This is a genomic window from Streptosporangium sp. NPDC006007, from assembly GCF_040614315.1.
GTDB lineage: Bacteria > Actinomycetota > Actinomycetes > Streptosporangiales > Streptosporangiaceae > Streptosporangium.
In genome coordinates this window covers 22699-36745 of record NZ_JBEXUG010000029.1, presented here as the reverse complement: position 1 = coordinate 36745, position 14047 = coordinate 22699, and the positions used below count along the sequence as shown (strand labels likewise).

The 14047-nt window shown below is 71.7% G+C and carries 12 protein-coding genes; 1 reads left to right on the top strand and 11 read right to left on the bottom strand.

What is annotated here, in order from left to right; genetic code table 11:
• Nucleotides 1–119 precede the first annotated feature (119 nt).
• Complete coding sequence (locus ABZ194_RS21495; RefSeq protein ID WP_355598763.1) at nt 120–362, top strand: hypothetical protein; 243 nt, start codon at nt 120–122, stop codon at nt 360–362.
• A 141-nt stretch (nt 363–503) separates the two neighbouring features.
• Here ABZ194_RS21495 and ABZ194_RS21490 read toward each other — a convergent pair whose 3' ends face one another.
• From ABZ194_RS21490 to ABZ194_RS21440, 11 genes are all read right to left on the bottom strand, one after another.
• Complete coding sequence (locus tag ABZ194_RS21490) at nt 504–1994, bottom strand: flavin monoamine oxidase family protein (protein ID WP_355598762.1); 1491 nt, start codon at nt 1992–1994, stop codon at nt 504–506.
• Nucleotides 1995–2307: 313 nt separating this feature from the next.
• Nucleotides 2308–2844, bottom strand: coding sequence for an NUDIX hydrolase family protein (locus ABZ194_RS21485; protein ID WP_355598761.1), 537 nt, complete (start codon nt 2842–2844; stop codon nt 2308–2310).
• Between the two features lie 73 nt (nt 2845–2917).
• Nucleotides 2918–3442 (bottom strand): NUDIX domain-containing protein, encoded by a 525-nt coding sequence (locus ABZ194_RS21480; protein WP_355598760.1) that lies wholly within the window; start codon nt 3440–3442, stop codon nt 2918–2920.
• Nucleotides 3443–3485: 43 nt separating this feature from the next.
• Entirely contained in the window at nt 3486–6044 is a 2559-nt protein-coding gene (locus ABZ194_RS21475; RefSeq protein ID WP_355598759.1) for a CehA/McbA family metallohydrolase, read from the bottom strand.
• Nucleotides 6045–6057: 13 nt separating this feature from the next.
• A complete protein-coding gene (locus ABZ194_RS21470) occupies nt 6058–7488 on the bottom strand; it encodes an APC family permease (RefSeq protein WP_355598758.1) in 1431 nt (476 codons plus the stop codon).
• 253 nt (nt 7489–7741) lie between these two features.
• A complete protein-coding gene (locus tag ABZ194_RS21465; protein WP_355598757.1) occupies nt 7742–9232 on the bottom strand; it encodes a PucR family transcriptional regulator in 1491 nt (496 codons plus the stop codon).
• A 63-nt stretch (nt 9233–9295) separates the two neighbouring features.
• On the bottom strand, nt 9296–10357 hold the full coding sequence (locus ABZ194_RS21460; protein ID WP_355598756.1) for a N,N-dimethylformamidase beta subunit family domain-containing protein: 1062 nt from the start codon (nt 10355–10357) through the stop codon (nt 9296–9298).
• 26 nt (nt 10358–10383) lie between these two features.
• Nucleotides 10384–11337 carry an agmatinase gene (speB, locus tag ABZ194_RS21455; protein WP_355598755.1) on the bottom strand — a complete coding sequence of 318 codons (954 nt, stop codon included), beginning with the start codon at nt 11335–11337 and terminating at the stop codon, nt 10384–10386.
• A 13-nt stretch (nt 11338–11350) separates the two neighbouring features.
• The gene (locus ABZ194_RS21450) at nt 11351–11572 is read right to left on the bottom strand and encodes a hypothetical protein (RefSeq protein ID WP_355598754.1); all 222 of its coding nucleotides are present in this window, start codon (nt 11570–11572) and stop codon (nt 11351–11353) included.
• 130 nt (nt 11573–11702) lie between these two features.
• On the bottom strand, nt 11703–13211 hold the full coding sequence (locus tag ABZ194_RS21445) for an NADH-ubiquinone oxidoreductase-F iron-sulfur binding region domain-containing protein (RefSeq protein ID WP_355598753.1): 1509 nt from the start codon (nt 13209–13211) through the stop codon (nt 11703–11705).
• On the bottom strand, nt 13208–14020 hold the full coding sequence (locus ABZ194_RS21440) for a hypothetical protein (protein WP_355598752.1): 813 nt from the start codon (nt 14018–14020) through the stop codon (nt 13208–13210). The genes ABZ194_RS21445 and ABZ194_RS21440 overlap by 4 nt, the downstream gene beginning before the upstream one ends.
• Nucleotides 14021–14047: the final 27 nt, after the last annotated feature.

Below are 14047 nucleotides of genomic sequence, written 5' to 3'. Positions count from 1 at the left end.
CTGGTCCGCTTATCCGCCTGATCCGCCCGGCTGCCTGATCCGCTGATTCACCTAACCCACCTGACCTGTCTGCCTACCTGATCCACCTGACCTGCCTGGCCCGCTGACCGGAGGACCGGATGCCCGCCGTACCCGAAGGGATCGTCGGCCACGCCGCGGTCCTGCAGTCCGATGCCCGCGCGCTCGCCGAGTGTGCCGAACGTCTGCGTGCGATCGAGGCCGGGCTGGAGGCCGGCGGCGTCGCGCCACCGTGGCTGCGCGAGGCGGTGAACGCCCACCTCGCCGCCTGTGCCGCGGCCGTCGCCGATCTGGCCGAGGCCGCGGCCCGGCTGCGCCGCTACGCCGAGCGGGCGCGCTCCTGATACGCCCGCTCCTGAGGTGTCCACCTACGCCGAGCGGGCGTGCTTCTGACACACCCGTTCCTGAGGTGCTCGCCCACGCAGAGCGGGCGTGCCCCTCACACGCCCGCTCCTGACACGCGCCGCCGGTCGGTCCGCCGCCGGTCAGCCCGCCTCGTGTACGGCTCGGGCCGCGCTGAGCCCGGACTCCAGCGCGCCCTCGATCCACGCGTGCCACAGCGAGCAGTGTTCGCCGGCGAAGTGCACGCGGCCCTCCGGCGTGATGATCGCGTCGTGCAGGCTGGTCTGCTGGTGCGGCTCGAACAGGGCGAAGGCGCCGGCCGCGTAGGGGTCGTCGTACCAGGCGTGCGTGACGCCGAACTCGAAGTGATCGTGAATCTCAGGGTGGATCTTGGCGACGTCCTCAAGCGCCTGCTCGACCCGTTTCTGCGACGACATCGCGCCCCATCGCAGGGCGTCCTGCCCCCAGGTGTAGCTGGCCAGCAGGATTGAGCGCTCCTCGTCGGGAGCGGGGTGCGAGGGGTAGCAGATGCGCCGGATCGGCAGGTCGGTGACCGTGGTGCCGCCGACGATGCCGTCGGTCCGCTCCCAGAACGGCCGCCGCACCTGGAATAGGATCTTGGTGGAGGCGTTGTAGTTCAGCTCGCGGATGGCGCGCTGCTTGCGGCGCGAGAAGGCGGGCCTGGTCTCGATGTCGCGCAGCACCGAGAACGGAACCGTGCAGATGGCGTAGTCGCCGGTGAGCGTCGTCTTGCCCGAGCCCGTTCTGACGTGCAAGGTGACCGAGTGGTCGTCCTGCTCGATGGCGGTGACCTCGTGGCCGAACCGGACGTGCCTCCTGAGCTCGTGGTAGAAGGCGGTCGGCAACCGGTCGGTGCCGCCCTCGATCTCCTGCATGTCCTCGAACGCCCGCCCGATGATCTCGCGGAACTGCTCGATGACCGCCGCGTTGAGGTTGGCCTCCCGGAAGCTCATGACGCCGTACAGCTCGATGGCCCCCTCGGAGAAGCCGCGCTCGCGCAGGAAGCTGCGGATGGAGTAGCGGTCGTACTCGGTGCAGATGCGGTCGAGCGCGTTCTCGCCCTCCTGCGCGTACAGGTCGTGGATCTCCTGCGTGGCGCTGCGCCACAGATCCTCGTAGGTGCGGCCGCGCTCGTGCTCGGCCAGCCCGAAGTCGATGATCTCAGGGTTGCCGTTCAGCTCCTTGATCGTGGTCCTGACGCCCTGGATGTACGCCAGGGTGTTGGGGTTGCCCATGACGAACGGGCGCAGGGTCAGCCCGAACCGTTCGCAGTAGGCCAGCGTGAGGTCGTGCACGCGCGGGATCCGCATCGCGCCCGCCTCGGCGTACAGGCCGGGCGCGAAACCGCGCAGGGTGAGCACGCGTCCGCCGACCCGCTGCTGGGCCTCCAGGACGACGGGCTCGTGGCCCTGGCGCATCAGCTCGTAGGCGGCGACCAGGCCGGCCATGCCGCCCCCGATGATCAGCACTCGCTTGCGGGGCCGGCCGCCGGCGGTCAGTCCGTGCTCGGCCGTCGCGACCAGGTCGGCCGGCACTCTGAGGTCGTGACTCGGCCTGGGCGCTCCCGCGTCCACCAGCTCCGCGGGCATGGCCGAACCGAGTGCTGTCGACATCGACTGGCTCTCTTTCAGGGGGTCACACTCCCTTGTCGTTACCTAAAGTGACTTTATGATTGCCATAGGTAACATGATTTGCCAAGGGGTGAGCCGAACTTGTCTGTCTTGTGTTACGCCCGAAACTCCGCGTGAGGACGCTCAACCGGAGTCTCCTCCGAGGTCGCGGAGCCGGAGTGGTCGATGTCCGAGCGCTTCCGCCCGCTTTAGTCGATCATGATGTGGGTGCCGGACCGGCCTGTGCCGCCGGGGCCGGTGGTGGCGACGCCCCCTGTTCCACGCGGCGTTCGCCGGGACCGCGCCGCCGTGGAGGTCAGGAGAGGCAGCCGACGTGTGCGAGGGCCTGCTTCAGCAAGACGCCCTGCCCACCGGACATCTCCTGCTGCACCATCGGGGACGCGGCCTCCCGCGGTGTGAACCAGACAAGATCGAGGGCGTCCTGCCGGGGACGGCAGTCACCCGCGACCGGGACGACATAGGCGAGGGACACCGCGTGCTGCCGGGGGTCGTGGTACGGCGTGACGCCCTCCGCCGGAAAGTACTCGGCGATGGTGAACGGCTGGGGGGAGGCCGGGACACGGGGCAGGGCCACCGGGCCGAGATCCTTCTCCAGGTGGCGCATGAGCGCGTCCCGGACGCGCTCCCGGTGAAGCACGCGGCCGGAGACGAGGGCACGGCTGACCGCTCCGTCCGATCCGATGCGCAGCAGCAGGCCGACGTGGGTGACCACTCCGGTGTCGTCGACCCGGACCGGTACGGCGTCGACGTAGAGGATCGGCATCCGGGCACGGGCCGACTCCATCTCTTCGGGAGTGAGCCAGCCGGGCGTGGTTTCGGTCATTTCGGTCATTGATCGATCGTACTTCGCGGTCGGGCCGACCGGGCGTTGCCGGCCGTGCCGACACGACCGCGGGTTGCCGCGATCAGCGCGCCTGCCCGGGGCGCACCGGGTGAGCGGCGCCCGCGTGGCTGAAGTACTCCGCCACGATCCGGGTGTGCAGTGGGAAGGCCAGTTCCCGAGGCCCGTCGATCAGCAGCCACTCCGTCGTCTCGGCGGTGGCCACGACCGGCGGGAGGGCGGCCGAGCCGATCCGCGGCCCCAGGGCGAAGATCAGTACGGTGCCGTCGGGGGCGCTGAGCACGTCGAGGAGCCGCACGTCGCCGGCGTCGACGACGACACCCGTCTCCTCGTGAAGTTCCCGGACGGCCGCCCGCTGCCAGGACTCGCCCACGTCGATGAAGCCGCCGGGCAGCGCGAGCCCGCCGCGGTGCGGTTCCACGTCACGGCGGACCACCAGCAGGCCGTCGTCCACCGGCAGCACCATCACCGCGACCGGCAGTGGGTTGAGGTAGCAGGTGTTCCCACAGCCGGAGCAGGTCCGAGGCCACGCCTGGCCGGGGGCGAAGGGCTTACCGCAGAAGGAGCAGTGCGAGTTCCTGGTCGTCACAACCGTGAGACTAGACCCGGCCGGGGCGGGACGCGGCACGGTGTCATGGCCGCCGCGGGGAGCCGGAGTGCCGCCGCAGGCGGTCCGTGATCGCGGTCCGCGCCTCCTCAAGCGGTGCCAGCAGGAACGCCAGATGATCCTTCTGCCCGTGCCGGTGGTGGACCTGGCCGGGCCAGAATCGGCGGCTCCGTTCGACGATGTGCTCGGTGGCCCCGTCGACGAGGGTGAGCATGTACCGCGCGGTCTCGGCGTCGAACCGGTCGTAGCCCTCCCCCACGGTGACGTACACCGGTGACGTGTGCGCCATGATGGGGCGGCGCCACACGTCGTGGTGGCGGCTGACCTGGTCACCGGGCCCGTACGTACGGGCCGCCAGCCAGGTGTCCTCCGTGACCTCCACCTCGGCGGTCAGGCGCAGGCGCCGCGCCGGCGCGGCGGCCCGGTGCGTGGCGACGACGGCGCCGTTGGCCACGACCTCCAGCCGGTCCACGTCGAAGATGGACTCCACGTCCGCCTCGACGAGGACCCGGTCGCCGGGGGAGACGGCGAGCTGGGCCCCGGCCGGGCGGCCGTTCACGGTGAAGGTCACCAGCGGCCCGCTGGTGACGAACGTGTCGCCGTCACGGATCCCGTCACACCACGCCCAGTAGTCGAGGTCCCGCCCGGCGATGCGCACGTAGGTGCGGATGAGGCCGATGGGCACCTCGCTGCTCATCTTGTCGGTGCCGCCGACCAGGGGGATGCGGTAGCCGCAGTTGAGGTAGCGGTAGTACTCCTGGATGTTGTACGGGTCGTAGGCGATCATCTCCACCGCGTCCAGGCGGCCGGTCGCCAGCAGGGCGGCGGCCTCCCCGTTGGGCACCGGGAAGTGGGCGAGAACCACCGTGCCGCCCTGGGCGTGGCACTCGTCGGCCCATCGGGACAGTGTCGTCTCCAGGCCGCCGCCGAGGTCGGACTCCTCAGCGCCGCCCGTGCTCCACGGCATGATCGGGTGGCGCAACCCCAGCAGGTTGATGTGCCCGAGCATGTTCGTGCGGTTCTCCTGCCCGGCGAACACGACCGTGCCGCCGTCCGCGGAGGTGTGCGGCCGCCCGGTGAAGTCCTCGATGTTGGTGTAGAGATGGCCCCACTGGCTGAGCAGCAGGTTGACGACGTGCACGTCCTCGCCGCGCGCCTCCATCTCCGCCCCCAGGGTGGAGACGAAGTGCACGTGCGTGTCCCCGCTGAAGTAGCCGCGCGCGGGCATGTCCGCGATACGGCGGAGGCGCAGGACGAGCTCGCGCTGCCCGGGTTCGACCGTGACGACCTCGCGCACGGGGCGGTACTCGAAGCCGCGGGCGACCTCGGCGACGATCTCGCCGAGCGGCAGCCAGCCCTCGCAGGAACCGTCGACGTAGGCGTAGGTCTTGGCGCCGAGCCGGACGTCGCCGCCTATGTCGAGGTTCCAGGTGTTGCCGTCGGAGTTGATGTGCGCGTGGTGGCCGTACGGGGCGACGGGTATGCCGTCGAGGGTGTGGAAGTGCGCGCGGCACGGTATGGGCTCGCCGGTCTCGTCGTCCACGACGGTCGTCCGCACCCAGGCGCGGCCGGTCTCGGTGAGCTCCAGTGTCACGCCCGCGCCCACGTCGAGCCGGCCCGCCGTGAGCAGGTCGCCCCACACGCAGCGGCCGAGGACCCGCTCGCCGTCGCGCACGGTCAGTGTCGCCGAGGGCACGGCCGTGACGCGGACGTAGGCCATGTCGTCGCGGGCGCGGGCGTCGCCGCCCCAGCCGACGGTGTCGTGCGCCGTGTCGCCGGAGTCGTCGACGACCCGGTACGCGTACGTGGCCAGGCCGCGGTCGAGGTCCACCGCGAGGTTCTCGTCGACCGGTGTGCCCTCGACCCTGAGCAGGACGTTCTGGGCGACCGTGCGGCCGAACGGGTCCTCGTCCAGGTCGCTGGTGGTGAGCGCGCCGACCAGCACCCCGGTGGCCAGGGGCCGGATCTCCAGGCTCGCGATCACGCGGCCGGGGTGGGGGTTGCGCCAGGGCCACAGGTAGAACCGGTACGGCAGGACGTACGGCGAGCGGGCCTGCGGATCGTCGATGTCGACGTACCGCGCGCCGGCCGCGTCGTAGCGGCCGTGGGTCCGGTGCATCAGCTCGTGCCGGCTGTCGGGCAGTGCCAGGAAGGGCGTCTGGCCCCAGTCGAGCGGGATCGCGCGATCGGGCCAGTCCCGGGGGGGCGGCCCGATCTCGAAGCGCTGGCGTACCGCGGTGCGCGCGCTCGTGCCGTCCGCGTAGTGGATGACGTACTCGGCGTAGGTCTGGCCGATGGGCCCGCCGTCGAACAGGTCCGAGTCGAGGAGCGCGTGGGCGAAGATCAGCCAGTGGGCCCGCCGGTCGATCCGGACCCGCACCGGGGAGGAGCCGGGAGCCGCGTCGACGAAGGCGGGCCTGTCCGGGTGGCCGGCGTCGCCGAAGTGGAACGGGATGCCGTGTAGCGCGCGCTCGCCGAGCTGGACGGAGCCGGGGTCGTCCAGGACGGCCCGCCCGGCGTTGCTCACGCCGGACAGGTCCACCGGCAGGTAACCCGCCGGGGCGTCGTGCTGGTGCGGTCGCATGGTGCTCCCAGGGTCAGGGACCGGGAGAGGCCGCCGGGACGGGGGTGCCGTCCCGGTCCTCCTCCCCGATCTCGGTCAGGCGGTCGTACGCCCGCGGCCGGCGGCGGCGCAGCCGCAGCGCGAGCAGCGGGCCACCGAGCAGTCCCGCCGCGGCGAGCCCGAGCAGCACGGCGTTCATGGTCGTGTCCATGCCGCTCAGCAGGGAGAAGTTCGTCAGCACCAGCATCAGCACCGTGAGCAGGCCGATCAGGCCGAGCCCCGGTGCGACGGTGCTGCTCCAGAGCCCGACCTGCGAGGCGTTGGCGCGCAGGTACCGGATGACCGCGGCGCAGCAGAGCGCCCACAGGCCGATGATGCCGACGAAGCCGAGGGCGCTGCCGCCGCCGAGCAGCCCGAGGTACGGGTCCACGCCGGTGACGGCGCAGCCGGCGACGACGATCAGGGCGATGGCGGACTGGACGAGGCCCGCGACCCACGGCGACTTGCGCACCGGGTGGGTACGGCCGAGCACGCCGGGGAGCAGCTCGGATCGCCCCATCGCGTAGAAGTAGCGGTTGGTGGCGTTGTGCAGGGCCAGCAGCGCCGCGAAGGCGCTGCCCAGCAGCAGGATCTGCATGATGTCGGTGAACGGGCCGGGCGTGTACGAGCCGAAGAGGGAGGACACGAGGTTGACCGGATCGGCGTTCGCCGCGTCGCCGATCTGTGACGGGCCGTAGGCGGTCACCACGATCCAGGTGATGAAGGCGTAGAACAGGGCGATGAAGGCGACGGCGACGTAGGTCGCGCGCCGCACGGTGGAGGCCCCGCCCCTGGCCTCCTCGCTGAAGATCGCCGTGGACTCGAAGCCCATGAAGGCGCCGAAGACGAGGGCGAACATCGCGCCGTTCTCCGGGCGCAGGACGTTGCCCGGGTCGAAGGAGGTGAGGGTGAACCCCTGGGGGCCGCCCTTGGCCAGGACGTAGCCGGCGAGGATCACCAGGACGAGCACTTCCAGGACGAGGACGACGCCGAGCACCCGGGCACTGGCGTGGATGCCTCGGAATCCGAGCCAGGCGACCAGGACCAGGGCGACCAGGGCGTAGGACCACCAGGGGAGGTCGAGGCCGAAGTAGTGGTTGACCGTGTCGCGGGCGTACAGGCCGATGGCCCCGTACGTGCTGATCTGCAGGGCGTTGTAGGCCACCAGGGCCAGGAGCGCGGCGCCGGCGCCCGCGGGGCGGCCGATGCCGCGGGTGACGGTGGCGTAGAAGGCGCCGGCGTTGCGGACGTAGCGGCTCATGGCCATGAAGCCGACGGCGAACAGGGCCATGACGGCGCCGGCGACCAGGTACGCGCCGGGGACCGCGCTGCCGCCCTTCATGAAGTGCAGGGGAGCCACGGCGACGATGAGGGTGAGCGGCGCGAGCGCGGCCAGGACGGTGAGGACGAGGTCCCGGACACCCATGGCATCCCGGGCGAGCGGCCCTGCGTCCGCCCGAGGTGCGGGTGGGGTGGTTGTGCTCATGTTGCTGCCACTTTCGACGAGCACCGGTCGGTGCGATCAGGACGTACGTCTTCGGCGCGGGCGTCACGAGCCACTGCCTCGCGTTCATTCGCCGGTTGACAGGACGCTAAGGCAGGTATCTCAGTGAGACGAGTGGATCCTTCGCACACCGTCGATGCCGGCACTGGATGAAAGAACCTGATCAGGGACGGTTTCATGGTGCCGGGGGCTCTTCGGCCCAGTGCAGGGCGAACCACAGCTCCATGCGCGTGTGGGCGTCTCCCAGGTCCCGGCCCAGCAGCCGGGAGATCTGGGAGATGCGGTTGCGCACGGAGTTGCGGTGGATGCCGAGATCGTTCGCGGTGCGGTCCCAGTTGCCGTGCTGGGCGAGCCAGGCGCGCAGGGTCGTCAGGAGGTCGGCGTCGTCGCCGGTACGCCCGGCGCGCAGCGAGCGCAGCACGCTCTCGGCCCAGGCGTGGGAGGTCTCGGGGTCGACCACGGCGAAGATCCCGGCGGGCGCGTCGTCCGCCCGGACCGGCGCGCCGCGCCGCACCGCGAGACGTGCCGCGCCCGCGGCCTCCCGCGCGGCCGTCCGCAGCCCGGCCCACGGGTACACCCGGCTGGCGCCGGAGAGCCAGCCGGTGCGCCGCACCTCCGGCAGTATCGTGCCGAGATCGACCTCGGCCGGGCAGATCGCCAGGACGGTCCCCGGGGTGACGGAGACGAACGGGGTGTGCAGGAGGGACGCGGCGGCCCGCCCGTCGGCCGGGTGATCCCGCTGCCCGGTGGGCGAGGGAAGGCAGTGGACGACCCGCCACCGGTCCTCGGCCGTCTTGAGCAGCCTGGCGGCGCCCTCGCCGAGGTCCTGGTCCGGTGACAGGGCCGCGTCGACCACGAGGGCGGCGATCTCGCCGGTCGCCCAGGAGTCGGCGGGGGCGGTCAGCAGCAGCGGCAGGACGGAGGCCGCGACGGCGACCACGGCCCGGCCGGTCATGTCCAGAGGGGCCTGGGTGCCGACGGCCAGCGCGTAGCCGGACGGCAGCGGCCCGGGGATCCAGTGCACCAGGACATGCTGGTCGGAGGCGGTCACGCTCGCGCTGGCCGGACCCGTCCCCGCGCAGACGCGGTTCAGGGCGGTGCGAGCCGCCTCGTCGAGCCGGGGGCTGCCGCCGGACCACGAGCGGTCGCGGTTCCGGTCGACCATGAGGGCCCAGCCGTCGACGTGCGAGGCGAGGCGTCGCAGCGTGGTGCGCAGCGCGCTCGGACCGGTCGCCGCACCGGTGAGATCACGCTGCGCCTCCGTGAGGCGTCTCATCGTCGCCATCTCGCCGGCGAGCATCTCGGCGTGGAGCAGCTCTCCGACCGATTCGAAGGGCAGGGTGGGCGGGATCTCCAGGAGCGGGAGGTCGTGGGCGCGGCAGGCGTCCACGAGCGAGGGGGGAACGGTGTCGTGGACGGGTGCCACGCCGAAACCCACCCCGCTGACCCCGGCGTCGGACAGGGCCCGCGCGTAGGCCGCCCAGCGGTCGGGCGTGTCGAGGAGGTTGGTGCCGGCGAGGAGGAGCAACTCGCCGCCGCGGAGGTACGGCGACGGATCCGACAGCTCGCTGACGTGCACCCAGCGCACCCGCCGGTCCGTCAGGCTCTCCCCGGCGAGGACGCGCAGGCCGAACCTGTCGACGAAGGTTTTGAGCGTCACTGGCATGGCACGACCGTCCGAAGTCCCTCGCAGCCGATCTTTCCGGCCGGCTCCCGACCTGGTCAGGGGCTACTTCGAGACTGCCACAAACACTTTGATGGTCGGTTCCACGGTCACCCAGTCGCCGCGGAAGCCCTGGGGTACGTGGAACGCCTCGCCCGGCCCGAATTCCACGCGGTCGCCGTGCTCGTCGACGAGGGCCACGCGGCCGGCGAGTATGACGAAGGCGTCGATCGCGTCGCGCATGCGCCAGGACCAGTACTCGTCGTGGCCGACGACCACGACGCAGTGGTACTCGTCGAGCGCCGCCGGGTCCTGGTGGAGGTCGTGCTGGACCAGGTAGTCGAACTCGTACCCGGCCCGCTCGGCCCAGAGCACGAAGGGCCGTTCGTACGTCGCCCAACCGGCGTCGGAGTGGTGGCGGCTGTAACCGGACAGCCGGGCCCACTCGTACGCGGGGTAGCGCGGGACCCACCCGATGCCCGGGGTGTGGGTGTGGCATTCGCGCGGCACCCCGGCGGGCTTGCGCAGCATGCCGCGGGCGATCGGGCGCCGGGTGGACGACACCGGCGAGCCGGCGTCGTTGCGCGGGTCGTCGCCCAGGCCGCGGTAGTGGTTGGCGCCGCCCCAGTCGTTGTAGGCGAGCATGGTGCTCGTCGTCAGGACGAGCGCCATGTCCTTGCGACGCCCCCTCGGGGCCTTGACGACGAAGAAGTGCTCGCGCTCCCACAGCTCCCCCTCGGGGGCGCGGGCGGAGACCACGACCAGGTAGAAGCCCGAACGCCAGTCCTGGGGGATCTCCAGTGACAGGCCCACGGGCCAGTCGCACCCGTTCGCGTAGGCGTCGTCGGGCGTGGGGTACGCCTCGCTGGTCAGGCCGTCGCGCCGGAACACCGTCTCCGGTTCCGCGCCGTCGCGGATGATCTCCAAGGAGAACTCGGCCGCGGTGGAGCTGAGGTGGAGGTCGACGGTCTCGCCGGGCAGGTAGGAGAACCGGTCGGTGTAGCTCCAGACCTCGGTGGCGCCGGGCTCGGTGTGGGCCCGCTCGGACGGCCAGCCCCTGGGTGACCAGGCGAACGCGGGGGCGACCCGGCTCTCCTGGGCCGTGCCGCCGCTGTCGGTGTGGTTCATGGGGTCTTCTCCGTGCTGGTGAGTGTTCACGGCTTGCTGAGAGCCATGAGGGAGATGAGTTCGTAGGCGACGTGCGAGGCCGCGACGGTGGTGAGCTCGGCGTGGTCGTAGGCGGGTGCGACCTCGACGAGGTCGGCGGAGACGATCTTCGCCCCGGCCAGCCCCCGCAGGATCATGAGCAGCTCGCGGCTGGTCAGCCCGCCGGCCTCGGGGGTGCCCGTGCCCGGCGCGTGCGCCGGGTCGAGCACGTCGATGTCGATGGAGACGTACAGGGGCGCGTCGCCCACCCGCTCCCGGATGCCCTCGATCACGGCGGCCACCCCGTACTCGGCGACGTCGGTCGAGGAGACGATGCCGAAGCCGAAGGCGGCGTCGTCCTGGAGGTCCCGCTTGGCGTAGAGCGGGCCGCGAATCCCCACGTGGGTGAGGCGGGAACGGTCCAGAAGTCCCTCCTCCGCGGCGCGGCGGAACGGCGTGCCGTGAGTGTGCGGGGCGCCGAAGTAGGTGTCCCAGGTGTCCAGGTGGGCGTCGAAGTGCAGCAGCGCCACCGGGCCGTGCGCCTTGACCACGCTGCGCAGCAGCGGCAGGGCGAGCGTGTGGTCACCGCCGATGGTCATCAGCCGGGCGCCTTCGGCGAGCACCGCGTCGGCGGCGGACTCGACCGTGGCCAGGGCCTCCCCGATGTCGAACGGGTTGACCGCCACGTCGCCGTAGTCGGCCACCTGCTGCACGGCGAACGGTGACACGTCGAGCCCGGGATGGTACGGGCGCAGCAGCCTGCTGCCCTCGCGGATCGCGGCGGGGCCGAACCGCGCGCCCGGCCGGTAGGACACTCCGGTGTCGAACGGCACGCCGAGCACGGCGATGTCGGCCGAGGCCACCTCGTCACGACGGGGCAGCCGGGCGAAGGTGGCGAACCCCGCGTAGCGTGGGACCTTCGAACCGTCCACCGGGCCGATCGGGACCTTGGGGTCGTTCACGTGCTGCTTCCTCTCAGTCCAGGTTGGCCGTGACGCGCTTGACCACCGTGGGGTTCCCCATCGCGCGGAGCGGCGGGTCCTTCGGATCGCCCACGTCGGCGCTCTCCGGGCTCACCGGCTCGTCCGGGTGCTCGCCGAGCGCGCCGGCCGCGGGATCTTCGGCGTCGTACGGCGATCCGGAGCCGTGGACGAGCCGGCCGTCGACGAGCCGAGGCGGCGGAGAGGTAGGTGCCATGGCCGCAGCGTAGAAGCACGGTGAGGGGCGAGTGGTGGTCTGAGTGCACAGCCGGCCCCCGTGTTCAGGAGGAAGCGCCCAATTCCCTCGGATCTCCAGTGGGCGATCTCATGATCGAGGCCGTAGGGGTTCAGCGGAGCGCGCGCTGTCCGGACCCGGGGGCCGAAGGTGCCCTGCTGAGCCCGAGGGCGAGGGCAGGGCACATCTCGGTGGCTCGTAGCGCGTCTCTCAGCAGCCGGGTGGGCAACTCGGTCTCGGTGAGCACCGGGTAGCCGAACACGTCCAGCTGCACGACATCGGGAACGAGATGGCCGCAGAGGCCGTGGCCGACACAGCGAGACCAGTCCACGGTCAGCCGCAACCCGGACTCCCGGCCCTCCTCCCCGGGCACCGGCAGGAGCCCGCGCACGGGTCGGCCACAGCTGCCCTTCGCGACGTGCGCGGCGACGTCGTCGCCGAAGACGTCGAGTGCCGAGAGGAGAAATCTGGTTGTGCCGTCCGGATGGTGGCAGGCTCCTCTGCCCCGGACGATCCCGCTCCCCTGCGTGATCGCCGCCAGGGCCTCGGCGCCGCCACCCGAGGCCAGGGAGGAGAAGGACCGGGCGATGGCGGGGAGTCCCATATGGCAGGGCCCGCACTGCCCCGCCGACTCGGCCGCGAGATAGCCGGCGACTCGGGCGACCTCTCCCAGCGGGCACGTCCCCTCCTCCAGGGGCATGATGATTCCCGCTCCCAGCGCGGCGCCGGCCTCGATCATGGACTGGCGTGACACGGCGACCGTGGCGGCCTGCTCCGGGGTGAGCCACGCGCCGTGGTAGCCGCCGACCATCACGCCTTGGCCCACGCCCGTCCCGCAGCGCCGTAGCACCTCGGAGAGCGGAACGCCCGCCGGGGTCTCCACCACCGTGCGCCGCCGGCCGGGAGCGGTCACGGTGAGCAGGATCGTGCCGGGTTCGGAGGGTGTTCCAACGGCGCGGAAGTCCTTGACTCCGAGTTCGGCGAGAACGGCCAGCTGGGCGAAGGTCTCCGCGTTGGACAGCAGGGTCGGCAGACCGCCGACGCCGTTTTCGGCGGCCCTCACCTTCCGGCCGGGCGGGATGGGCACATCCCCGTTGATCCCCCGGACCAGGGCGCCGCTCTCCCCGGTGATGAACCGCTCGGGCAGGTGGACGACTCTCGCGGCGGGGACCACGTTCGCCTCCTGGATCGCGCTCAGAAGCGAGTGTTCGGCGGCTCCGCCGCCGGTCACGCCCACGACGATCTCCCTGGCGTCGAGCGCCCGGGCGGCGAGCACGGCCCCGCTGAGAACCAGGTTCGGTGTCCGGGCGAGGAGCGCCTTGTCCTTGGCGCTGGCCGGCTCACCCTCGGTCGCGTTGATCACCACCACCGGCCGGGTGTCCCGGCTGACGGCCGCGTCGGCCACCGCCTTGAGCTTGCGGGCGAAGGGGAAGGCGGCACCTCCGCGACCTCGGAGGTCGACCTCTTCGGCCAGTGCGATCAGCTCTGACAGGGAGAGCCGGGGCAGCGGCCGATGGTACCGGCGGTGGGCGGTCAGGTCGAGTCGCGGCAGGTCGGCGAGGCCGTGAAAGAGCCGTGCCGGTCCGATACCGACGACCTCGACCTCGACAGGATCGCTCATCTGTCACTTCCCATCCATAGCCGTGCCTCTTGCTTTAGTTCGGCCCAGAACTGCTCGTCAGGGATGGCGTGCGGCCCCGTGTCCGGAACGTGACGGGCGATACGGCCGGTGCCCCGTCCCCCCGGCCGGCGGACCACTCTGCGCCGCCGCGACGAGGACACGAGCCTGACGAGCGCCATGACGACGACCAGCCCGAGACAGATCACGTAGCTGAGCGTCACCCAGTCCTTGGGCGCCCGGCCGGCGTTCAGGCCGTGAAGGATCGCGAGCGGCCAGCAAAGATAGGCGGTGATGTGCAGAACCCGCCAGGTCCAGGGACGCGCCCCGCCGATGAACCTGCCGCGGGCCACCCCGGCGGCGAAGGTGAAGATCATCAAATCGCTCGCGATCGTACCGAGGCCGAGCCAGAGGGCGTGCTCCTGCCGGCCGCCGAAGGGCACGGCGACGTCGAGAACCGACGCGTGCCGTTCCAGCACCTTCAGCAGGGCGTGCGCGCTCAGGAAGCTCACCGACATGACTGCGGCGGCCCGGTGCGCCGACTGGGCGAGGATGCGTAGCCGTACGGGGGTGAACCGGCCGGAGGCCGCCAATCCCGCCACCACCGCCGCCGACAGGCATACCAGCGTGAAGACTCCGGCGTAGAACTCCAGGAAGGCCCGCAGGCGGATCACGGTGGAGGCGCCGCCCGCGGTGGTCCCGTCGGCGAGGACCGCGGCCAGGGCCGCGCACAGGAGTACGGCCCGCAGCACCCTCCAGCGCCGGGGTGTCCCGTGCGCGACCTGCCTGGCGAGTTGGCGATGTTGCTCCATGGGCGTCCTCCGTGGGAGTCCGGCACG